Here is a 21,969-nt window from a genome sequence, read left to right on the forward strand (position 1 = left end):
TTTCCGATGAGCTCACCCGTGACCGTCTCCATCACGCGTCATCTCGACCCCGGCCGCGAGGCCGAGATGATGAGCTGGATGTCCGCCGGCATGACGCTCGCCGAGAGGTTCCCCGGCTTCCTCGGCGCCGGCTGGGTGCGGCCCGAGCGCGACTCGGAGACCTGGCACGTCCTGTACCGGTTCGCGGACGCCGAGGCGCTGGCGGGCTGGGAGTCGTCGCACGAGCGGCAGTGGTGGCGCGACGCGTCCGCCGGCCTCGGGGTCGTGGAGTCGCGGGTGGAGCGGCGGACGGGGATCGAGGGCTGGTTCGACGACCCGACCACGCGCGACGTCCGGGACCTGCGGCTGCCGCCGGCCGCACCGCCGCGCTACAAGCAGGCGACGGTCATCTGGCTGGCGTTCTTCCCGCTCAGCCTGCTGGCCTCGTGGGTCCTCTCGCAGGTCGCGCCCGACATCACGCTGCTGGAGCGCGCCCTGGTGACCACCCTGGTGATGACGCCGTTGATGACCTACGTCGTGCTGCCCCGGATGACCCGCGCGCTGAGCTGGTGGCTGCAGGGGGAGCCGGCCCCCTGGCGGCGTACCGCCACCGCCTGAGGGGTTCCGCGACCGGCCCCGGTGGGGTTGGATGCGGCCCATGAATCTCTCGGGAACCACTCGTCACGCCCACCGCGTCGGCCGGACCGTCGCCGCTGCGCTCGGCCTCGCCGTCGCCGGGACCCTGGCGGTCACCGCGCCGGCGTCCGCCGTCACGCAGTCCAGCGCGGCGTCGCAGCTGAGCGGCGCCGGCATCAGCTGGACGTCCAGCGGCGGCTGCACCGACCGCTACACCTCCTCGTGCACCTCGTTCGACGGCATCCGGCAGGCCACCCTCGACGGCGCCATCACGCTGAAGCGCGCGAGCGGTTGCTCGCTGCTCATCACCGGCGGCACCGAGACGGGGCACGCGTCGGGCACCTACAGCCACTGGAACGGCTACAAGCTCGACTTCTCCCGGACCACGTGCCTGACCTCGTGGGTGCACAACACCTACGCCTACATCGGCCTGCGCGGCGACGGGGCACCGATGTACCGGGCCGCGTCGGGCAACGTGTACGCCGACGAGGGCAGCCACTGGGACGTCACCTACTACACGTGCGGCTGCTGATCCGGGCTCCTGAGCCCTATAGTCGAGCGGTTCTGTCGACTATGCTGTCGGGATGACCGTCGACACGCTCCCGCCCCTGCCGGCCGCGGACGACGCCGAGGTGGTCGTCGCGGCGCCCGGCCCCGGCCCCGGGAACTGGGCGGGAGCGGCCAGTGCCGTGCTCGTCGACGGCACCTACTGGCTGACCTACCGCAACCGGCGGCCGCTCACCGACGGCCGGGGGGTCTCGGTCGTCGTGGCCCGCTCCTGTGACGGCGTCCGCTTCGAGACCGTCGCCGAGGTGCAGCGCGAGGCGTTCGGCAGCGAGTCGTTCGAGCGGCCCGTGCTCGTGCCGGTCCCGGACCTGGGCTGGCGGCTCTACCTCTCCTGCGCGACCCCGGGCAGCAAGCACTGGTGGGTCGACAGCCTCACGGCGCTCACCCCCGAGGCGCTCCCGACCGGTGAGCGCCGGCTCGTCCTCGCCGGCGACGACGCCACCGCCGTCAAGGACCCGGTCGTCACGCGGACCGCCGACGGGTGGGAGATGTGGCTGTGCTGCCACCCGCTGACCGAGCCCGGGCACGAGGACCGGATGACCACGCGCCGGCTCACCAGCACCGACGGGCTGGAGTGGACCGACCGCGGGGAGGTGCTCGCCGGCCGACCGGGGGAGTGGGACGCGCGCGGGGCGCGGGTGACGGCGGTGCTGGCCGCCGACCCCCTCGTCGTGCTGTACGACGGGCGACCGGACGCCGCCTCCAACTGGCACGAGCGGACGGGCGTCGCCCGGTGGGACGGCGCCCGGCTGGTGCCCGCCGCCGAGCTGGCGCCCCTGGCGTCGCCGCACTCCGACGGCGCCTTCCGCTACGTGACCTCGGTCGTCCTGCCCGGAGGCCGGACCCGGTTCTACGCGGAGGTGGCGCGCCCCGACGGAGCGCACGACCTCGTGACCTGCGTGCGCTGACCGTCGGTCGGGGTCGCCCGTCGTCAGACCGCGCTGCGCTGCACGAACGAGCCGCGGCTGGTGGGGGAGAGCCAGTCGCCGAAGTCCTCGCCGGTGAGCCGTCCCAGCGTGGCGATGTCGTCGGCGAACGTCGAGACCAGGCGCTCCCGGCTGGACGGGTCGAGGAGCGGCCGGGCCGTCTCGGCAGCGCTGCTGAGCTGGGACACCAGCGGCACGCTCGCCCGGCGCCACACGTGGGGCGGTGCGAACTGGCCCATCCGGGCCCCGGCGCGCACGACCGGTCCGATCAGCCGTGGCCGCCAGCCCGGCGGCACGAACGGCCGGGAGTTGTCGCGCGGGATGCTGCCGACCAGTCCCTGGCTGATGCCGAGGAACCGGCAGGTGCGGTCGATGGCGGCGCGGGGCTCGTCGACCAGGCTGCGGTAGCGCATCAGGAGCACCCGCTGGGGGTCGACGTAGCGGAAGAGGTGGGCCAGCTGCTCGCCGTACATCCCCAGCTCGCGGTAGCGCCAGAACGGCGCCCACCCCGCGCGGACCCGCTCGTCCTGCCGGTCGAAGGCCTCGACGAAGTCGTCGAGGGGCTCGAGTCCGTCGGACCACAGGTGCATCCAGTTGCTGTAGGCGCGGTCCACCGGGTCGCGGACGACGATGACCAGCCGGACGTCGGGGAGCCCTTCCGCGATCCGCCGGTGCGCCCCCTTGCTCCAGAGGTAGAACGGGGTGCTCTCGCCGCGGACCTGCGCGAGGCCGGCGCCGGCGAAGAGTCGCTCGTAGTCCTCGCGTCGCCACACCCACTCCTGCTGCGAGTGGGCGTCACCCGGCCCGCGCCACGCGGGCGGCGGTGCCTCGTCGCAGAGCCAGAACTTGGGCTCCTTCGGGCTGCTCATGAACGCCTCGGGGTGCTGGGCCAGCGCGGCGTGGAGCGCCGTCGTGCCGGCCTTGGGAGCGCCGATGATGAGGAAGTCGGGCTGGGGTCTGCGGTCCATGGGCACCACCCTGTTCGTAAGAAGTGTAATCCACTGTACTTACTCGATGGACGATGCGCACCCGTTCCTCACTAGGCTGGGCCCGTGGCCGACATCGACATCCCCGACGCCCCGACGATCGAGGGTGCCAAGCACCTGCACTCGGGCAAGGTGCGCGACCTCTACCAGCTCGAGGCGGGCGAGCACGCCGGGTGCCTCCTCATGGTCGCCAGCGACCGGATCTCGGCGTTCGACTTCGTGCTCGACACCACCATCCCCGACAAGGGGGAGATCCTCACCCGGATGTCGCTGTGGTGGTTCGAGCAGCTCGCCGACATCGTCCCCAACCACGTGGTGTCCACCGAGGTCCCCGACGCGGTGCGCGGCCGGGCGGTCGTGTGCGAGAAGCTCGACATGTTCCCCGTGGAGTGCGTCGCCCGCGGCTACCTGACCGGCTCCGGCCTGCTGGACTACCGGGCCACCGGCGAGGTCTGCGGGATCGCGCTCCCGGACGGTCTCGAGGACGGCAGCCGCCTCCCCGAGCCGATCTTCACGCCCGCCACCAAGGCCGCCCTGGGCGACCACGACGAGAACGTGTCGTACGACGCGGTGGTGCGCGAGGTGGGCGACGAGGCGGCGGCCGAGCTGCGCCGGCTGACCATGGAGGTCTACGCACGCGCCGAGCGGGTGGCCCGGGAGCGGGGCATCGTCCTGGCCGACACCAAGCTGGAGTTCGGGCGGCGCCGAGGTGGCAGCACGGTGGTGGTGGGCGACGAGGTGCTCACTCCCGACTCCTCGCGGTTCTGGCCGGCCGACCAGTGGCAGCCGGGCCGCACCCAGCCGTCGTACGACAAGCAGATCGTCCGCAACTGGCTGCTCTCCCCCGAGGCCGGGTGGGACCGGGCCGCGGGCGGCCCGCCGCCGGCGCTGCCGCCGGAGGTCGTCGAGCGCACCCGCGCCCGCTACGTCGACGCCTTCGAGCTGCTCACCGGGCAGGCCTGGTGACGGGTTCGGGCGTGGTGGCCTTCGGGGTGCCGCCGGAGGTCGCCTTCGACTACCTCGCCGACCCGGTCAACCGGCCGGCGTGGCAGTCCAGCCTGGCCAGGGTCGAGGGCGTGACCGGTGAGCCACGGGTCGGCCAGCAGTGGGTCGACGTGACCCGTCCGGGTCTGCGTCCCGCGATGGAGACCACTGAGCTGGACCGGCCGCGACGCTGGTCCGAGCGCGGCACCTGGCACGGCTTCCGGGCGGTGCTCGACCTCGGCTTCACCCCCAGCGCCGGCGGGTGCGACGTGCGCTTCGACTTCTCCGTCGCCGGAGCGGGGCCGCTGCGCCCGGTCGGGGCGGCGCTGACCCGGCTGGCCGTGCCGGCGGTCCGGGCCGACCTGCGCCGGGCCGCGGACATCCTCTCGTCGCGGTCATGACTCCTGAGTAGGTTGGCCCCACACGTTCGTTCCGTGATGGAGGCCACGTTGTACAACCTGTCGACCCTGCTCGAGGACAGCGCCCGCCGGTTCCCGGACCGTGAGGCGGTGGTGCTCGGCGACACCCGCCTGACCTACGCCCAGGTCGACGGCGCCGCCAACCAGGTGGCCAACCTGCTGGTCTCGCGCGGCATCCGGCACGGCGACAAGGTGGCGCTGAGCTGCCCGAACCTGCCGTACTTCACCATCGTCTACTACGGCATCCTCAAGGCCGGCGGGACCGTCGTGCCCCTCAACGTCCTGCTCAAGGGTCGCGAGGTGGCCTACCACCTCGGCGACTCCGACGCGAAGGCCTACTTCTGCTTCGAGGGCACCGCCGACCTGCCGATCGGCCAGGAGGGGCACTCCGGCTTCCAGCAGGCCGAGGGCTGCACCGAGCTCTTCCTGATCACCGCCGACCCGGCGGCCGAGTCGCCCATCGAAGGGGTCGAGACCTTCGGTCGTGCGCTCGCGGGCCAGCCGCCGACCTTCGAGACGGTCGGGACCGACGACGACGACACCGCGGTCATCCTCTACACCTCCGGCACAACCGGGCAGCCCAAGGGCGCCGAGCTGCGGCACCGCAACATGCGCGACAACGCGCTCGCCGGCGCGGACCTCTTCGGGGCCGACGCCGAGAAGCCCGACACCTACCTGTGCGTGCTGCCGCTGTTCCACTCCTTCGGCCAGACCGTCATCCAGAACGGCGCCTTCGCCTTCGGCGGCACGGTCGTGATGCTGCCGCGCTTCGAGGCGCACCAGGCGCTGGCGCTGATGGGCAAGGAGGAGGTCACCTTCTTCGCCGGCGTCCCGACGATGTACTGGGGGCTGCTCGGCGCCCTCGACAGCCAGCCGGAGGGGCAGAGCGTCGACGTCGAGCGGCTGGCCCGCAACCTGCGGGTCGCGGCCGCGGGCGGCTCCGCGCTGCCCGTCGAGGTGCACAAGGACTTCGAGAGGAAGTTCGGGGTGACCATCCTCGAGGGCTACGGCCTCTCCGAGACCTCACCGGTGGCGAGCTTCTCGCCGTACGGCGGGGAGGTGCGGGTGGGCTCGATCGGCATCCCGATCCCCGGCGTGGAGATGAGGCTGATCCGGCCCGACAGCTGGGAGGACGCCCCCGAGGGGGAGGTCGGCGAGATCGCGATCAAGGGCCACAACATCATGAAGGGCTACTACAAGCGGCCCGAGGCGACCGCGGAGGCGATCCACGACGGCTGGTTCCGCTCCGGCGACCTCGGCCGCCGCGACGAGGACGGCTGGTACTACATCGTCGACCGGTCCAAGGACATGATCATCCGCGGCGGCTACAACGTGTACCCCCGCGAGATCGAGGAGGTCCTCCTCACGCACCCCGACGTCTCGCTGGCCGCGGTCGTCGGCGTGCCCCACGAGAGCCACGGCGAGGAGATCAAGGCGTTCGTGATCCTGAACGACGGCGCCACGACGACCGCCGAGGACCTGGTGGCGTGGGGCAAGGAGCAGATGGCCAACTACAAGTACCCGCGCCTGGTCGAGATCGTGCCGTCGCTGCCGATGACGGCCACCGGCAAGATCCTCAAGCGCGAGCTCACCTGATCGGGACCGCGCAGCGGGCCCGATCGTCGTGGTCGAGCAGCGGTGACCTGCGCGCGGGCCGCAAGCGTGAGCTCAGGCGAACGGGTCGGGGAGCGCGCCCGGCAGCTGGGCCAGCATCTCGCGGGCCTGCTGGGCGACCTTGTGCTCCACGAGCACCTCGTACTTCGTGGCCACCACCGAGGTGACCGAGGAGAAGTCGCGGTGGCCGCGGGTGGCGGCGTACCCCGCGAGCGCCCAGACCACCCCGAAGAGGGCGCCGAACAGCATGGTGGAGGTGACCACGGCGACCGCGTTGTTGCCGGTGTCGAAGAGCGCGAAGATCAGGCCGACGAACAGGCCGAGCCAGATCCCGGAGAGCAGCCCGCCCGCGGCGACCCTGCCGGTGGTGAGCCGGCCGGTGATCCGCTCGATCCGCTTCAGGTCGGTGCCGACGATCATGCACTGCTCGACGGGGAACTTGTTGTCGGACAGGAAGTCGACGGCCTTCTGCGCGGACTCGTAGTCGTCGTACACCGCCAGCGACTGCGGGAACTGCAGCTTCATCGGGTGCTGGCGGGCGAAGCCGGTGCTCATGCTCATGCGTCCAGTCTGCCCGAGCGGACCAGCGGCGGCCGCAGGTCGAAGGTCCCGTAGAATCGGGGCCGACCCCCGCCCGCTCGCCCGAGCAGTAGGAGCCGTCCGTGCCCCGAGTCGTCGTCGACGTCATGCCCAAGCCCGAGATCCTCGACCCGCAGGGGAAGGCCGTCCTCGGCGCCCTGCCGCGGCTGGGGTTCTCCGGCGTCACCGATGTCCGTCAGGGCAAGCGGTTCGAGCTCGAGATCGCCGGCGAGCTGACCGAGGAGACCCTGGCCGAGGTCCGCAAGATGGCCGAGACCCTCCTGTCGAACCCCGTCATCGAGGACTTCACGGTCTCGGTCGAGACGCCTGTCGGGGCCGTCGAGTGAAGGTCGGGGTCGTCACCTTCCCGGGCTCGCTCGACGACGTCGACGCGCAGCGCGCGGTCCGCCTCGGGGGCCACGAGGCCGTGGCCCTCTGGCACGGCGACCACGACCTGCGCGGCGTGGACGCGGTCGTCCTCCCGGGTGGCTTCTCGTACGGCGACTACCTGCGCTGCGGCGCCATCTCCCGCTTCTCGCCGGTGATGACCGAGGTCGTGGAGGCCGCGCGGCGGGGCATGCCCGTCCTCGGCATCTGCAACGGCTTCCAGATCCTCTGCGAGTCCCACCTGCTGCCGGGTGCGCTCATCCGCAACGACCACCGCAAGTTCGTCTGCCGTGACCAGCGCCTGCGGATCGAGAACAACCGGACCGCCTGGACGTCGGGGTACGCCGCCGGCGCCGAGGTCACGATCGTGCTCAAGAACGGCGAGGGCGGGTTCGTCGCCGACGCCGAGACCCTCGACCGGCTCGAGGGGGAGGGCCAGGTCGTCGCCCGCTACCTCGACGTCAACCCCAACGGGTCGATGCGCGACATCGCCGGCATCACCAACGACCGCGGCAACGTGGTCGGCCTGATGCCCCACCCCGAGCACTCGGTCGAGGAGCTCACCGGGTCCGGCGTGGACGGGTTGGGCTTCTTCGCCTCGCTCGCGGAGGCCGCGCTGTCGTGAGCCCCCTGCTGATGTTCCGCCGGGTGGCGATCGCCGAGGCGATCACCTGGGCGCTGCTGCTGACCGGCATGTTCCTGAAGTACGTCACGGAGACCACCGAGCTCGGCGTCCGCGTCTTCGGGATGGTGCACGGCGTGGTGTTCATCGCCTACTGCCTCACGACGGTCCTGGTCGCGGTCGACCAGCGCTGGTCGCGCGGCCGGCTGCTCCTGGGCCTGGTGTCCTCGATCCCGCCGTTCGCGACGATTCCCTTCGACCGGTACGCCGAGAGGCGCGGCGCCCTGGCCGGCTCCTGGCGGCTGCTCTCCGACGCGCCGGTCCGCCCGGCCGAGCGGGTCGTCGCCTGGCTGCTGCGCAACCCGTTGCGCGGGGCGCTGGCCGGCCTGGTCGCGGTCGCCGCGCTCACGGGTGTCGCCCTGCTGGTCGGCCCGCCCGCCGGCTGATCCTCCGGCGGGCGCCGTTCCCCCGCTGACGCGGGGGCAGGTCAGCGCTGGCCGGTGGCCAGCGCCTGCCACGTCTTCGGGTTGGCGATGCCCTCCACCGTCAGCCCGGCCCGGTCCTGCCAGGCCCGCAGCGCCGACTGGGTCGCCGCGCTGAAGACCCCGGTGACGACCACCTGCGAGGAGCGGCTGGCCGCGTTGAGGGCGCGCTGGACGCGGCGGACGGCAGGTCCGGCCGATCCGATCTTCAGGACCGGACGGTCCCCGTCGGCGAGCAGCGTCATCCAGCTGGTGCGCGACCAGGTGGAGCTGACCTCGAGTCCGTGCTGCTGCTGCCAGGCGTTGGCAGCGGCGATGGTCTTGGCGTTGTAGACGCCGTTGACCTTGCCGCCGTACACCTCGTGCTCCTGGAGCAGGCACTGCAGCGCGGAGACCTGTCCCGCGTCGGGGGTCCGCTGCTCGGTCGCCGGCTTGAGCCGCAGGTAGTCGGGCCAGTTGACGCGTACCCCGTCGCAGTGGTTCTCGCGCGCCGCCACCGAGCCGCGGCCCAGGTCGAGGTAGTTGCGATCGATGTTGATCCGGGTCCCGCCCCAGGTCTCGTCGTGGCCGCCCTGGTACTGCTTGATCCGGGCGTGCGGGTTCCAGCCGTCCTCGCGGATGTACGACGTCGAGGTGTCGGCCCTGCCGTCCCAGCGCGCGATCCAGATCTGGTCGGGCAGGTGGAACGCGTCGGGGCGGCTCACCCGTGCGTTGTCGAGGGCGACCATGCCCGATCCGGCGCTGGAGTAGACGCCGGAGACGTAGCCGCGCTCGTGCAGCTCGACGGTCCAGCCGCTGAGGAACGCCAGCGCGGACTCACGGCAGCTGGTGTTGCCGTTGTCGTAGCCCTCGAGGTCGTACCAGAGGGTGCTGCCGGGGACGATGCCGAGCGAGGCGGCGACGCCCACGGTCTTGACCGCCTCGGCGCGACCCTGCTTGCGGGCTTGGCCGTACTTCCCCCTGCGGCCCGGGTCCGGCTTGATCGTCTCGTCGTCCCCGTAGCGCGGGAAGCGGGGCTGGCACGAGGCCTGCGGCCCGAGCGTGATCGGCAGCAGGCGCCAGCCCTTGGTCAGCTGCGTCCGGATCCACTTCGGCGTCAGGTTCGGTTGGCTGCGGCAGGCCCGGGAGTCCCCGGAGATGTAGATGCCGGCGGCCAGGAAGGGCGAGTGGTTGAGCCAGGCGTTCATCGCCTGCTGGCTCGGGGCCAGGCACTGGTCGAACCCGTAGCCGGTGAAGTCGCCGGGCGTGACCGGGGTGTCGACGGCGCGGGCGGGGGCGCTCACGGTGAGGGTGGCGAACACCCCGACGACGAGGCTGAGGACCGCGGCGCGGGCGGTCGAGGCGGCCCATCGGGACATGGTGGCTCCAGGGGACAGGGGGGAACGGCGGTTCACCATAACCTCAGGAATCACAGGCGTAACAGCAGTTACAGCTAACTACAGATCTGTAATTCAGAGCGGGGCCGTTCGGCTCTGACTGCGACCAGAACGCCGAGTCGGCGCTGGTTGACGCTGTGCACGTCAAGCAGCGCCGACTCGGCGGGGTGGAGGGCGTCAAGCAGCGCCGACTCGGCGGGGTGGAGCACGTCAAGCAGCGCCGACTCGGCGGGGTGGAGGGCGTCAAGCAGCGCCGACTCGGCGGATCCTCAGGCGGCGTCGGCCGCCAGGGCCGGCACGGGCTCCGCCGCGCCGTCGGGCGCCGTCGCGCCGTCGGGCTCGGGCAGGGCGTCGGCAGGGGCCGGCGTACGCCGCGGACGCAGCGCCACCGTGGCCACCACCAGGGCGGCCAGCGCGAAGGCGGCCGAGGTGAGGAAGGCCGCCCGGACGCCGGGCACGAACTCGCCCGGGACCGCGCCCGCGGCGTACACCGAGACGATCGCCGCGACACCGACCGCGCTGCCGAGCTGCTGCGTGGTCTGCAGCAGGCCGGAGGCCGAGCCGGCGTGCTCCGGCTCGACGCCGCCGAGCACGGTCGCGGTGATCGGCATGAACACGAAGCCGGTCGCCAGCCCCGCGATCAGCATCGGACCGAAGACCGCGCCGAAGTAGGTGTCGTCGGTGCCGATGCCGCTGAGCCACGTGTAGCCGGCCACCATCGCGGCGGTACCGACCATGATCATGGTGCGCGCACCGAGCCGTCCGATCAGCCACGGGGTGACCCGCGACATCGCGAAGATGGCCAGGCTGAACGGCAGGAACGCGAAGCCGGACGCCAGCGGACCGAAGCCGAGGACGCGCTGGACGTACTGCACGACCAGGAAGAACATCGACAGGTTGGCGCCGATCACCAGCGCCATCACCGCGAGGGCGCCGACGCGGCGACGGTTGCGGACCAGGTGGGGCTGGACCATCGGGTGCGGGTGACGCACCTCGGTGCGCGCCAGCACCGCGAGCAGGGCCAGGCCGAGCGCGAACCCGCCGAGGGTCCGGGCGGAGGTCCAGCCGTGCTCGGGGGTCCCGATCAGGGCCCAGACCAGCGAGACCGCGCCGAGGGTGGCGGTCGCCGCGCCGACCAGGTCGAAGCGACCGGTCCGGCGCTCGGTCTCGTCGACGAAGCGGCGGGCCAGCAGCAGCACCGCGATGCCGAGCGGCACGTTGATGAACAGCGTCCAGCGCCAGGAGCCGACATCGGTCAGCAGGCCACCGAGCAGCAGCCCGATCGAGGCGCCGCCGGAGGAGACGGCGCCGAAGAGCGCGAACGCCCGGTTGCGGGCGGCCTCGTCGGGCGCGCTGGTCGTGAGCAGCGCGAGCACGCTCGGCGCGGCGAGCGCGGCGCCCACGCCCTGGGCGGCCCGGGCGGCGACGAGCTGGCCGGGCGTCTGGGCGAGCCCGCCGAGCATCGAGGCGACGGTGAAGAGGGCCAGGCCGATCTCGAAGAGGCGCAGCCGGCCCCGCACGTCGCCGAGCCGGCCGCCGAGCAGCAGCAGGCCGCCGAAGGCGAGCGTGTAGGCGTTCAGGACCCACGACAGCGAGGCCGGGCCGAAGCCGAGGTCGGTGTCGATGCGGGGCAGGGCGACGTTCACGACGGTCGCGTCGAGGACGAGCATCAGCTGAGCGACCAGGACGATGGCACTCCCGGTCGCGGCGCGGCCGGAGTCCGGCGGCAGGTCGACGGGGAGTGCCTCGCGGCGGGCGGCCCGGCGAGAGGTGGGGCTGGGTGAGGTGGAGCGGGAGAAGAGAGGCATGGGTGGTCAGTCCTGTTCTGGTCTTGCCGACCGACGTAGACTTAGCGGAGAATGGCTCCGGTTCGAGATCAACAGTAGCGGAGACTGTCTCCGGTTAGCAAGGGGTGTTTTCATGCGTGCCGACGCCAAGCGCAACCGCGACCGCATCGTCGAGGTCGCGCGGGACGTCTTCCGGGAGCGCGGGTACGACGCCTCGCTCGACGAGGTCGCCAAGCGTGCGGGCGTCGGAGCGGGCACGCTCTACCGGCACTTCCCGACCCGGGACGCGCTGCTCGACGCGATCATGCAGAGCTGGGTCGACCGGGTGAATGAGGGCGTCGAGAAGGCGCTGGCCTTCGAGGGCTCCGACCGCGAGCTGCTGATCGGCTGGCTCGAGACCTACGCGACGCTGATCTCCCTGCACAAGGGTGGTCCGGCCAAGATCACCTCCGCGATGGGCGACCCCGACTCCCCGATCCAGACCAAGTGCCAGGTGCTCGTCGCCGCCAGCGAGCGGGTCCTCGCCCGGCTCCAGGGAGACGACGCCCTGCGTCCGGGCGTCACCGCCCTCCAGGTCGGTCAGCTCGTGGGCGGTGTCGCCACCGTGGCCGACAACGCCGGCGCGCCGGTCAGCGCCGTGCACCCCCTGCTCGAGGTCATCGCCGACGGCCTGCTCCGCTGACCGGTTCCGTCAGGACACCTCTCCCGGCGCGTCGAGCGCCGTGCCCCGGTGGCTGAAGCCGACCGCTGTCACGGAGTACGCCGTCCCGGTCGGCGCCGCGACCCGCAGGCGGAACTGCAGGTAGCGGCCCTGCACGTGCAGCTCGGCGTGGCGCACGCGCCGCCACGACGTCCAGGTCCCGTCGGGTGTCGAGCGATCACCGGTGCGCACCTGGAGCGCGAGCCTGGTTCCCCGAGGACGCCCGGAGTGCTGGACGACCACGTCGTTCCACGTCGTCCTCTGCTGGGCGTCGAGGACCGGGGAGACGAACGAGCCCCGCCCGCCGTGCCGCAGCGTGAGCCCGCCGAGGCCGGCGCTGCTGACGCGCACGGCGCCGGTGGTCCGCCCGGTCCGGAAGTCCTCCGTCGTCTGCATCGCGACACCCGGGGCCGGGGTGCGGAACGTCCCGAGCCGGCCGAAGGCGCGGTTCCCGGTCCGGTCGAAGGACCCCACCACGAAGCGGTACCGGGTCCTGGGGTCGAGCCCGGTGAGCACCACCTGGTGCCGGGTGACCGGTCGGTCGTCGCGGCGTGACTCGAGCGCCAGCGCCCCTCGCCGGGCGAACCGGACCTCGGACGCCGCGGGCTCGGAGGTGCGCCACGTCACCCGTGCGGTGCCGTCGGGCAGGGCGAGCACCCGGACCCCTGCGATCGTCGGCCTCCCGGTGTCCGCGCGCGGCGTGCGGAAGGTCGCCGGTGGCTCGTCGCGGCTGGGCCAGGTGCGGATCGTCCCGTCCGGGGATCGCGACACCACCCGGTACCTGTACGACGTCCCGGGCCGCAGCGCCGGGAGGTCGACGCGATGGCGCGTGGTGCTGCTCGCGACGGCCTCGGTCCGGGTGAGGGCGTCGCCGTCGGTGCCGAGGACGACCCGCGACGTGGCCGGAGCCGAGGTCGACCACCTGACCGTCGTGCCGTCGGACCCGCTCGCCACGCGGATGGCGGACGGAGCCGGAGCCCCGGAGGCGGCGTACGTGGCCGACCAAGCGCCTGCCGATGCCGGGAACAGGGCGTACTCCTGTCCCTTGACCGTCATCCGGGTGAAGGCCACGGTGGTCCCGCCGCGGGTGAGACCGGTGAGCGTGGTCCCGCCCGGCCCGCTGGTCGGGACCATCGCCGTCAGCCGCGCGGCACCGGCGCCGACGGCGATCGAGAAGGTCAGGGTGCTGCCCGACCACGCGAGGTCGCCGAACGACGAGCCGTTGCGCCCGTCCACCCAGGCCAGCATCTGCCGGGCGGTGACCAGCGGCACCCCCCGCGCCTGCGCCGAGGCGAGCAGCTGGGTGCTCTCGAAGGTGGTGGCGGAGTCGGTGTGCATGTTGGCGGTGAAGGCGCCGTAGTAGCCGAGGGGGCCGAGGGCCCGGTCGAGCAGCGTGTTCGGCGTGAACGGGTAGCTCTGGTTCGACTCGTCGGTCATCACCGTCTGGGTCTGGTAGACGTCGATCATCGACCCGTCGGTGTCGGTGAACCGCATGGGAATGCCCGAGCCGTTCATGAAGCCGGGGCGGTCCTGGATCCAGGTGCCGGGCCAGAAGTAGTAGTTGGTGTCGAGGCGGATCCCGTTGGCGAGCTCCGCCCGGGGCTGCGAGCTCCAGTCGCTGAAGACGATGCAGTGCGTGCGGTTGCTCACCGGGGAGGGGAGGCTCGAGTACTTCGCCCGCCACGCGGCCAGCTGGCTGCTGTAGCTGCTCTGCAGCGAGCTCAGTGACGAGTAGTCGCCGCAGTCGGTGCTGTGGTGGAGGCCGATCTCGAAGCCCTGACCTGCGTAGGTCGACGCCTGGGCGTTGCTGAACGGGGTCGAGGTGTAGACGTAGGAGGTGAACCGCGGACAGGTCCACGCGCTCACCGAGCAGCCGGTCGGGCTCGAGGCCAGGTAGGAGTCGAAGCGTCCCGCGGTCCCGCCGTTCCCGTGGTCGTCGCCGGTGGCCACGACCACCGCCTTCGTGGTGTCGGGGAAGTACCAGAAGCGGGGCAGTGGCATCCGGTCGCGCCGCATCACCGTGAGGAGGTTCGCCAGCAGCCGCTGCTGCTCGTCGGCCTGGGGGATCTGCACCTTCCCCAGGTCCAGCCAGTCCGTGACGCCGGTGCCGCCGAAGTACAGGTCGTCGGAGCGGATCGGGGTCTGCGCGTCGCGCTCCTGTCCGGCCCACGCCTGGTTCCCCTGGTGGGTCCCGACCACCGACCTGGCCAGGTCGTAGGCGAAGGTCGCGACCTGTCCTCCGTTCGCCCCGACGCTTCGCCAGGCCACGGCCGGCTGGCCCGTGGACGCGGTGGCGGAGGAGTACAGCGTGGCGACGCTGGTGGCGCCGGCCAGTGCGTAGCGGTTCGCGGAGCCGTGGAACTGCATGGTGTCGGTCGTGATCCCCGCGCCGGGAGGTGTCGTCGCGTCGACTGCGAGGTAGCCCTCGTTGACGGTGCCGACCTGCGGGGTCAGCCCGGCCAGCGGGAGGAGGCGGCTGTCGGGGCGCATCAGCACCAGGTCGCCGCCGGCGTTCACCCAGTCGGTGAGGTCGGCGACCTGCGCGTCCGTCACGGCCACGTCCCCGACCACGACCGCGCCGTACGACGCCAGCGCCGTCGCGGTGAGGCCGGCGGGCCCGATCGTGGTGAACTCGTTGAGTCCCTCCGCGCGCAGGATCTCGGCGAGGTAGGTGGAGACCGGGTTGGCGGCACTCGTCACCACCGCGATCGGTCCACCGGGTCCCTGGTCCGGAGCGGGCGGCGCCGGTGCCGCGGTCTGGAACGTCCAGGTCGTCGTGGCCGCGGTGTTGCCCGACGCGTCCGCGGCTCCGCTCACCTGCACGGTGTAGGTCGTCGACGGCTGCAGGGCCGCGCCGGGCTGGAACACCACGCGGGTGTTGCTGGTGTCGAGGGTGGTGGTGCCGGCGACGAGGGAGCCGGACGGGTTGCGCACCTCGACGCTGGCGCTGCCCGACTTCAGCGCCTCGTTGTAGGTCGCCGTGACGAGCGTGTTCGTCGGCACGCCGGTCGCGTTCGCGGCCGGCGTCCGGTCCTGCAGCACGGGGGCGGTGGTGTCGTTGGCGGACTCCTGGAAGACCACGTCGACCCAGTAGTTCTCGCTGTTGTACGAGCTGTTCGGGAATGCCCCGGCGGTGCCGGTGTAGCGGTAGACCCCGTTGCCGCCGTCCACGCCGTTCTGCAGTGCCGTGAGCGGGCCGCGCGTCGTTGCCGCACTGGCGAAGTACGCCGAGGTCACGACGTACCTCGACGGAGTGAAGTACGACGCGACGTAGGTCGTGTTCGCCGTGACGGGGACCGGGGTGGCGAACGTGGCCTGCTGCCAGCCGCTGGCGCTCTCGTTGGTGAAGCTCACCGACGCCAGCCGGGTGCCGGTCGAGGTCCACAACGATCCGACGTGCGTGCCGGAGGTCGCGGTCGGCTTGTAGTAGCGGATGCCCGTGATGTAGCCGTCCTGGGCGGTGCGGAACTTCACGCCGAGCTCCACCGAGCTGGTGTCCGGGTCGGTGCCCGCCGGGGTGGCGGTGCTCGGCCAGATCGTGCACGGGCACGCGCTGGTGGTGGCGGCGGTCGTGAACGTCCAGGTGACCGGGTCCATGACGTTGCCCGATGCGTCCGCGGCGCCGGACACGGACGCGGTGTAGGTCGTGGACGGCTGCAGCCCGGTGGACGGGGTGAGCGTCGCCGTGCGGGTGGCGGCGTCGTAGGCCGTCGTGGCGGCGACCGCGGTGCCCGCGGGGTTCTTCAGCGTGAACGTCACGGTCGAGGCCGTCACCGCTTCGCTGAAGGTCGCCGACGGCGCGACGCTCGTGGCGACGTTCGTGGCGCCCGCGGCCGGTGTCCGCGCGGTCACCGTCGGTTTCGTCGTGTCGGCGGCAGCGGTCGTGAACGTCCAGGTGACCGGGTCCATCACGTTCCCCGCCGCGTCCGTGGCGCCGGAGACCGCGACGGTGTAGGTCGTGGAGGCCTGCAGGGGCGCGCTCGGGGTCAGGGTCGCGGTCCGGGTGGCGGCGTCGTACGCCGTCGTGGCGGTGACCGTGGTGCCCGCGGGGTTCTTCAGCGTGAAGGTCACGGAGGACCCGGTGACCGGCTCGCTGAAGGTCGCCGTCGGTGCGACGCCGACGGCGACGTTCGTCGCCCCGGCGGCGGGCGAGCGGTCGGTGACGGTCGGCTTGGTGGTGTCCGGCCCGTTGTCGTAGACGACGTCGACCCAGTAGTTCTCGCTGTTGAAGGTGCTCGTGGGGAACGACCCGGCGGTGGTGCCGTAGCGGTAGACGCCGTTGCCGCCGTCGGTGCCGTCGCGCAGGGCGGTGAGCGGACCGTTGGTCACGGCCGAGGTGAAGTAGCCCGAGCTGACCGCGTACCGCGAGGGCGCGAAGTACGACGCGACGTACGTCGTGTTCGCCGTGACCGGGACCGGGTTGGCGAAGCTCGCCTGCTGCCACCCGCTCGCGGTCTCGTTGGTGAAGGTGGCGGTGGCGAGCTTGGTGCCGGTGCCCGTCCACAGGGTGCCCACGTGCGTCCCGGTGGCCTGGGTCGGCTTGTAGTAGCGGATGCCGGTGATGAAGCCGTTCTGCGATGCGCGGAACTTCACGCCCAGCTCGACCGGGCTGGTGTCGGGGTCCGTGCTCTGCGGGACCGCCGACGACGGCCAGATCGTGCAGGGACAGGTGGTGGACCCACTCCCGCCGCCGGCGGTCACGGTGATCCCGGGCTTCGGGGCCTCGATGTTGCCGCTGTCGTCGGCGGCGCGACTGCGGATCTTCAGGGTCGTGCCGGCATCCGGGGTGAACGTGTAGGTCCACGACTCCCGGCCGGTCGCCCGGTGCCAGGTGGTCCCGCCGTCCGTGGTGACCTCGATCCCCCCGACGCGGCCGCCGGTGTCGGTCGCCGTCCCGGTCACCGTCACCTGACTGCCGGCGGGGACGTTGGCCCCGTCCGCGGGCGCGGTGATCGTCGAGGTGGGGGCGGTCCGGTCCGTCGACGCGGTGGCCCCCGTCAGCCCGGTCTGCAACGTTGTCGGCTGGACCCCCATGTCGGCGAGCAGGTTGACGGTCGCCTGCCGGGCCGGCGTGCTCGCGGCGGCGGTGCCCCGGTCGTGGGTGGAGTCCAGCGCCCACGGCCACTGGATGGTGCCCGCGCCGAACACCAGGGCGCCGCTCGAGGCGCGGTAGAGCGTCATCGAGTGGGTGGCCGTCCCGTTGGCGTACGTGCTGCCCTGGTCCTGGAGCACCTGGGCGCTGCCCGTCGTCTGCGAGAGCCGGATCAGGCCCGGTGGTCGCGAGCCGTTGTCGGCGTCCTGGTCCCACTCGTAGCCGATGACGTTGGACCCGATGGTGGCGGTCTGGTTGGCGCCGAGGTTCGCGACGCTGGTGTTGCGCCAGAAGCGCATCTTCCCGTCGGCCGAGCCGACCACCATGTTGATCGCGCAGCAGTTCGACGTGAAGATCGTGCCGCTCAGGGCGTTCTCGGGACGCCCTCCGTCGGCCGGTGGGCTGAACCGCGGGTCGCGCCAGGTGCCGGTCCACGTCGGCGGGTCCTGGGGGTCGATCGTGGCGTTGGCGTGGGTCTCCTTGTACGAGACCAGGGTGCGGTACGGCGTGCCGCTGCCGTCGATGCTGTTCTCCCACCGGGTCTTCCAGAAGATCTCGTTGCCGCTGAAGAAGGCGAGGTTGACCCCGGCGTCGCGGGCGGCCTCGACGTTGGCGCGCTGCTGCCCGGACCAGTACTCGTCGTGGCCGACCGACATGAAGACCTGGTGCTCACGGAGCTCGGCGCCTCGGCGGTCGGTGTCGGCGCCGGAGGTGTAGCTGACGTCGTAGCCGTTCGCCTCGAGGTACCGGACCATCGGGTACTCGCTGTTGAAGACGAAGTCCTCCGGGCCGGTGTCGCGCGTGGTGAACGGCCGGTTGTAGCTCACCTTGTAGGCCCGGCCGGCCGGGGAGCCGACGTACAGGCTGTTGCCGCCGTACTGGTTGTAGGCCTGCCAGGTCGTGTCGGAGGTCTGGAACAGCAGCTTCGAGGAGGAGCTGTCGTTGCGCACCACGAAGAAGACCTGGCTGGCGCCGGTCGTGCCGTCGGTGCGCACCAGCCGCGCGAAGTAGATGCCGGAGACCGCGTCCGCGGGCACCGCCCAGGAGGCGTTCTGGGCCCAGTTGCCGCAGTCGACCAGCCCGGTGCTCGCGTCGTTGAGGCAGGCCGGCTGGTTGCGCACGATGTTCGTGGGGTTGACGGTGGTGATCTTGCGGGCGCCGAGGCCGCCGTAGTAGCCCATCCGGTAGATGTCGAGGCGGTACGACGTCGCCGGGGTGTCGATCTTGAAGCCCTCGGTCTCGCCCACGTTGACGCTCATCTGGGTGGCGAAGCCCTGGATGGTGCTGCTGCCGGCCCCGGTGACACCCCATTCGCTCTGCGGGTTGCCGGGCTTGGTGTTCTCGCACGCGACCGGGCTCACCACGGGGGCGTCGCACGGTGCGGCGACGGCCGCCGGGGGCGACACCACGCCGAGGCCCGTCATGACCAGGACGCCGGCGAGGAGCCACAGCAGGACTCCCGGCCGGGTCGTTCCACGCCTGCTCGTGCGCCCACCATGCATGGCTCGCCCCGTTCGCTCAGGCTCGCGGCCGGCGGCCCGAGTGCTCCTTGAGATGTCGGCAGCCTAGGATCGCCCGGCCCTGTCTGGACCGGGCCGGACCCGCACTTACCGAGCCTTCGGTAACGCCCACCCGTTCCTGCCCCTCCGCGTGTCTCACCGTCCGTGGCCCGAAGGCCGGGAGGGGCGGCCGCGCCGGTAGATTGGCGCCCGTGCCCGAGACCAGCACCGCCCCCGTGACCCATCTCGACACCGTCGCCGTCGCCAAGGACGACCCCCAGCGCGAGCAGCCCTGGGCCGACCTCGGCCTCAAGGCCGACGAGTACCAGCGGATCCGCGAGATCCTCGGCCGCCGGCCGACCAGCTCCGAGCTGGCGATGTACTCCGTGATGTGGAGCGAGCACTGCTCCTACAAGAGCTCGAAGGTGCACCTCAAGCAGTTCTCCGAACTGGCTGATCAGCTGGGCCAGGAGACGGGGGCCGGTCGCATGCTGGCCGGCATCGGCGAGAACGCCGGGGTCATCGACATCGGCCAGGGCTACGCGGTCACGTTCAAGGTCGAGAGCCACAACCACCCGTCGTACGTCGAGCCCTACCAGGGCGCCGCCACCGGCGTCGGCGGCATCGTCCGCGACATCCTCGCGATGGGCGCCCGTCCGGTCGCCGTGATGGACCCGCTGCGCTTCGGCCCGCTCGACGCCCCCGACACCCACCGCGTGCTGCCCGGGATCGTGGCCGGCGTCGGCGGCTACGGCAACTGCCTCGGTCTGCCCAACATCGGCGGCGAGGCGGTCTTCGACGAGACCTACCTCGGCAACCCGCTGGTCAACGCGCTGTGCGTCGGCGTGCTCAGGCACGAGGACCTCCACCTGGCCAAGGCCAGCGGCGTCGGCAACCAGGTCATCCTCTACGGCGCCCGCACCGGCGGCGACGGCATCGGCGGCGTCTCCGTGCTCGCGTCCGAGACCTTCGACGCCGACGGTCCGGCCAAGCGGCCCAGCGTGCAGGTCGGCGATCCCTTCATGGAGAAGCTGCTCATCGAGTGCACGCTCGAGATCTTCGCCGCCGGTCTGGTCGCCGGCATCCAGGACCTCGGCGGCGCCGGGCTCTCCTGTGCCACCTCCGAGCTGGCCAGCGCCGGCGACGGCGGCATGCACGTCGAGCTGGACCGGGTCCCGCTGCGCGACTCCACGCTCGCGCCGGAGGAGATCCTGATGAGCGAGTCGCAGGAGCGCATGATGGCCGTCGTCGAGCCCGGCGACGTGGCCGCGTTCATGGCGATCTGCGCGAAGTGGGACGTCGAGGCGGTCGTGGTCGGCGAGGTGACCGACACCGGTCGCCTGCACATCGACTGGCACGGGGAGCGCGTCGTCGACGTGCCGCCGCGGACCGTCGCGCACGAGGGGCCGACGTACCAGCGTCCCTTCGCCCGCCCGGACTGGCAGGACTCCCTCCAAGCCGACGGCGCCGAGGCGCTGGCCCGGCCCGCGACCGGCGCCGAGCTGCGCGACACCCTGCTGCGCCTCGTCGCCTCCCCGAACCTCTGCGACAAGTCCTGGATCACCGACCAGTACGACCGCTACGTGCGCGGCAACACCGTGCTCGCCCAGCCCTCCGACAGCGGCATGGTCCGCGTCGACGAGGAGACCAACCTCGGCGTCGCGGTCTCGACCGACTGCAACGGCCGCTTCGCCAAGCTCGACCCGTACTCCGGCGCCCAGCTCGCGCTCGCCGAGTCCTACCGCAACGTCGCCACCGGTGGCGCCACCCCGCTGGCCATCTCGGACTGCCTCAACTTCGGCTCGCCGGAGGACCCGGACGTCATGTGGCAGTTCGCCGAGGCCTGCCGCGGGCTCAAGGACGCCTGCCTCGAGCTCGGGATCCCGGTCACCGGCGGCAACGTCAGTCTCTACAACCAGACCGGAGAGACGGCGATCCTGCCGACCCCCGTGGTCGCCGTGCTCGGTGTCATCGAGGACGTCACGACGCGGACCCCGTCCGCCTGGGCCTCGGCCGGTGAGCAGGTCTTCGTGCTCGGCGAGACCCGCGAGGAGCTCTCCGGCTCGGAGTGGGCGCACGTCGTGCACGGTCACCTCGGAGGCCGGCCGCCGCGGGTCGACCTGGCCGCCGAGAAGGCGCTCGCCGAGCTGCTGCGCGACGGCGTCGGGCTGCTCTCCAGCGCCCACGACCTCTCCGACGGCGGTCTCGGCCAGGCGCTCGTCGAGGCGGCGCTGCGCCACGACGTGGGGGCAACGGTCTCGCTGCCCGGCGACGCGTTCGTGGACCTGTTCGCCGAGTCCGCGGGTCGGGTGCTGGTCACGGTCGCCGCGGGTGACGAGGACCGGCTGGCCGCCCTCGCCGCGCGCCACGGCGTGCCGCTCACCCCGCTCGGGACGACCGGCGGTGACGCGGTCGTCGTCGAGGGAGAGTTCGAGTTGCCGCTCGGCGAGCTGCGTGAGGCCTGGACCGCCACCCTGCCGGCCGCGCTCTCCTGACCGTCCGGGTCGGGTCGTGTGCCCCAGCACGCGCCATGGCGCGTCCTCACGCACACGACCCGTCGTCGTGTTGCGAGGATGAGCCCGTGACCGACGCGCGCACCATCACCTACGGCGACGACCCGAGTCAGTACGGCGAGCTCTCGCTCCCCGACGGCACGCCCCGCGGCGTGGTCGTGGTCGTCCACGGCGGCTTCTGGAAGGCGGAGTACGACCTCTCCCTCGGCCGTCCGCTCGCGGCGAGCCTGGTCGAGCGGGGGTGGGCCGCGTGGAACCTCGAGTACCGCCGGGTCGGCCCCGCCGGCGCGACGGGCGCGGGCGGTGGCTCACCGACCACCCTCGACGACGTCGCCGCCGGCATCGACCGGCTCGCGGACCTCGACCTGGACCTCGGCACCGTGGTCACCCTCGGCCACTCGGCCGGGGGGCACCTCGCCGCGTGGGCCGCCTCCCGCCGCCGGTTCGCACGCTGGGAGGACGGCGTCGACGTCACGGCCGTGATCTCCCAGGCGGGGGTGCTCGACCTGCGCGCGGCGTACGCCGACGGGCTCGGCGGCGGCGCCGTCGAGGCCTTCCTCGGCCACCCGCCCGGCCCCGGGGACGACCCGGCCGACCCCGCGCGCCAGGTGCCGCTCGACGTGCCTCTCTGGTGCGTGCACGGCCGCGGGGACGACATCGTGCCGGTCAGCCAGTCGCGGGAGTACGTCGCCTCGGCCACCGCCGCCGGGGCGCGCGCCGAGCTGGTCGAGGTCGAGGGCGACCACTTCGTGGTGATCGACCCCGACTCCGGAGCGTGGAAGCGCACGCTCGAGATCCTCGACGGCCTCGCCTGACCCCTC

17 protein-coding genes are annotated in these 21,969 nt (G+C 72.3%); 12 read left to right on the plus strand and 5 right to left on the minus strand.

Annotated features, from left to right (window positions below; genetic code table 11):
* Positions 1–6 precede the first annotated feature (6 nt).
* From ACZ43H_RS21715 to ACZ43H_RS21725, 3 genes are read left to right on the plus strand one after another with little or no spacing between them, the layout of a single operon-like run.
* On the plus strand, positions 7–597 hold the full coding sequence (locus tag ACZ43H_RS21715) for an antibiotic biosynthesis monooxygenase (protein WP_464586401.1): 591 nt from the start codon (positions 7–9) through the stop codon (positions 595–597).
* Between the two features lie 40 nt (positions 598–637).
* On the plus strand, positions 638–1,147 hold the full coding sequence (locus ACZ43H_RS21720) for a hypothetical protein (RefSeq protein ID WP_464586402.1): 510 nt from the start codon (positions 638–640) through the stop codon (positions 1,145–1,147).
* Positions 1,148–1,199: 52 nt separating this feature from the next.
* On the plus strand, positions 1,200–2,090 hold the full coding sequence (locus ACZ43H_RS21725; protein ID WP_464586403.1) for a glycoside hydrolase family protein: 891 nt from the start codon (positions 1,200–1,202) through the stop codon (positions 2,088–2,090).
* A 23-nt stretch (positions 2,091–2,113) separates the two neighbouring features.
* Here the strand turns inward: ACZ43H_RS21725 and ACZ43H_RS21730 are convergent, their stop codons facing one another.
* The gene (locus tag ACZ43H_RS21730) at positions 2,114–3,076 is read right to left on the minus strand and encodes a sulfotransferase family protein (protein ID WP_464586404.1); all 963 of its coding nucleotides are present in this window, start codon (positions 3,074–3,076) and stop codon (positions 2,114–2,116) included.
* Positions 3,077–3,160: 84 nt separating this feature from the next.
* On the opposite strand from ACZ43H_RS21730, the gene ACZ43H_RS21735 reads away from it, so the two are divergent.
* From ACZ43H_RS21735 to ACZ43H_RS21745, 3 genes are read left to right on the plus strand one after another with little or no spacing between them, the layout of a single operon-like run.
* Positions 3,161–4,060 (plus strand): phosphoribosylaminoimidazolesuccinocarboxamide synthase, encoded by a 900-nt coding sequence (locus tag ACZ43H_RS21735; RefSeq protein WP_464586405.1) that lies wholly within the window; start codon positions 3,161–3,163, stop codon positions 4,058–4,060.
* Complete coding sequence (locus tag ACZ43H_RS21740; RefSeq protein ID WP_464586406.1) at positions 4,057–4,479, plus strand: SRPBCC family protein; 423 nt, start codon at positions 4,057–4,059, stop codon at positions 4,477–4,479. Before ACZ43H_RS21735 ends, ACZ43H_RS21740 begins: the two co-directional genes overlap by 4 nt.
* Before the next feature lie 36 nt (positions 4,480–4,515).
* On the plus strand, positions 4,516–6,093 hold the full coding sequence (locus ACZ43H_RS21745; RefSeq protein ID WP_464586407.1) for a long-chain-fatty-acid--CoA ligase: 1,578 nt from the start codon (positions 4,516–4,518) through the stop codon (positions 6,091–6,093).
* 72 nt (positions 6,094–6,165) lie between these two features.
* Here the strand turns inward: ACZ43H_RS21745 and ACZ43H_RS21750 are convergent, their stop codons facing one another.
* The gene (locus ACZ43H_RS21750; RefSeq protein WP_464586408.1) at positions 6,166–6,672 is read right to left on the minus strand and encodes a YflT domain-containing protein; all 507 of its coding nucleotides are present in this window, start codon (positions 6,670–6,672) and stop codon (positions 6,166–6,168) included.
* Between the two features lie 101 nt (positions 6,673–6,773).
* Here ACZ43H_RS21750 and purS point away from each other — a divergent pair, with 101 nt between their 5' ends.
* From purS to ACZ43H_RS21765, 3 genes are read left to right on the plus strand one after another with little or no spacing between them, the layout of a single operon-like run.
* On the plus strand, positions 6,774–7,037 hold the full coding sequence (gene purS, locus ACZ43H_RS21755) for a phosphoribosylformylglycinamidine synthase subunit PurS (RefSeq protein WP_464586409.1): 264 nt from the start codon (positions 6,774–6,776) through the stop codon (positions 7,035–7,037).
* The gene (gene purQ / locus ACZ43H_RS21760) at positions 7,034–7,702 is read left to right on the plus strand and encodes a phosphoribosylformylglycinamidine synthase subunit PurQ (protein ID WP_464586410.1); all 669 of its coding nucleotides are present in this window, start codon (positions 7,034–7,036) and stop codon (positions 7,700–7,702) included. Before purS ends, purQ begins: the two co-directional genes overlap by 4 nt.
* The gene (locus tag ACZ43H_RS21765) at positions 7,699–8,145 is read left to right on the plus strand and encodes a DUF3817 domain-containing protein (protein ID WP_464586411.1); all 447 of its coding nucleotides are present in this window, start codon (positions 7,699–7,701) and stop codon (positions 8,143–8,145) included. Before purQ ends, ACZ43H_RS21765 begins: the two co-directional genes overlap by 4 nt.
* 41 nt (positions 8,146–8,186) lie before the next feature.
* Here ACZ43H_RS21765 and ACZ43H_RS21770 read toward each other — a convergent pair whose 3' ends face one another.
* Positions 8,187–9,539, minus strand: coding sequence for a glycoside hydrolase domain-containing protein (locus ACZ43H_RS21770; RefSeq protein ID WP_464586412.1), 1,353 nt, complete (start codon positions 9,537–9,539; stop codon positions 8,187–8,189).
* A gap of 287 nt (positions 9,540–9,826) precedes the next feature.
* Positions 9,827–11,365: an MFS transporter gene (locus tag ACZ43H_RS21775; protein WP_464586413.1), complete on the minus strand. Its 1,539-nt coding sequence runs from the start codon at positions 11,363–11,365 to the stop codon at positions 9,827–9,829.
* Positions 11,366–11,477: 112 nt separating this feature from the next.
* On the opposite strand from ACZ43H_RS21775, the gene ACZ43H_RS21780 reads away from it, so the two are divergent.
* On the plus strand, positions 11,478–12,026 hold the full coding sequence (locus tag ACZ43H_RS21780; RefSeq protein ID WP_464586414.1) for a TetR/AcrR family transcriptional regulator: 549 nt from the start codon (positions 11,478–11,480) through the stop codon (positions 12,024–12,026).
* A gap of 9 nt (positions 12,027–12,035) precedes the next feature.
* Here ACZ43H_RS21780 and ACZ43H_RS21785 read toward each other — a convergent pair whose 3' ends face one another.
* Positions 12,036–18,560, minus strand: coding sequence for a N,N-dimethylformamidase beta subunit family domain-containing protein (locus ACZ43H_RS21785; RefSeq protein WP_464586415.1), 6,525 nt, complete (start codon positions 18,558–18,560; stop codon positions 12,036–12,038).
* Positions 18,561–18,847: 287 nt separating this feature from the next.
* On the opposite strand from ACZ43H_RS21785, the gene purL reads away from it, so the two are divergent.
* Both purL and ACZ43H_RS21795 read left to right on the plus strand, forming a co-directional pair.
* Positions 18,848–21,130 carry a phosphoribosylformylglycinamidine synthase subunit PurL gene (purL, locus tag ACZ43H_RS21790; RefSeq protein WP_464586416.1) on the plus strand — a complete coding sequence of 761 codons (2,283 nt, stop codon included), beginning with the start codon at positions 18,848–18,850 and terminating at the stop codon, positions 21,128–21,130.
* An 86-nt stretch (positions 21,131–21,216) separates the two neighbouring features.
* The gene (locus ACZ43H_RS21795) at positions 21,217–21,963 is read left to right on the plus strand and encodes an alpha/beta hydrolase family protein (protein ID WP_464586417.1); all 747 of its coding nucleotides are present in this window, start codon (positions 21,217–21,219) and stop codon (positions 21,961–21,963) included.
* Positions 21,964–21,969 lie beyond the last annotated feature (6 nt).

The sequence above is a fragment of the Nocardioides sp. DN36 genome, assembly GCF_055380375.1.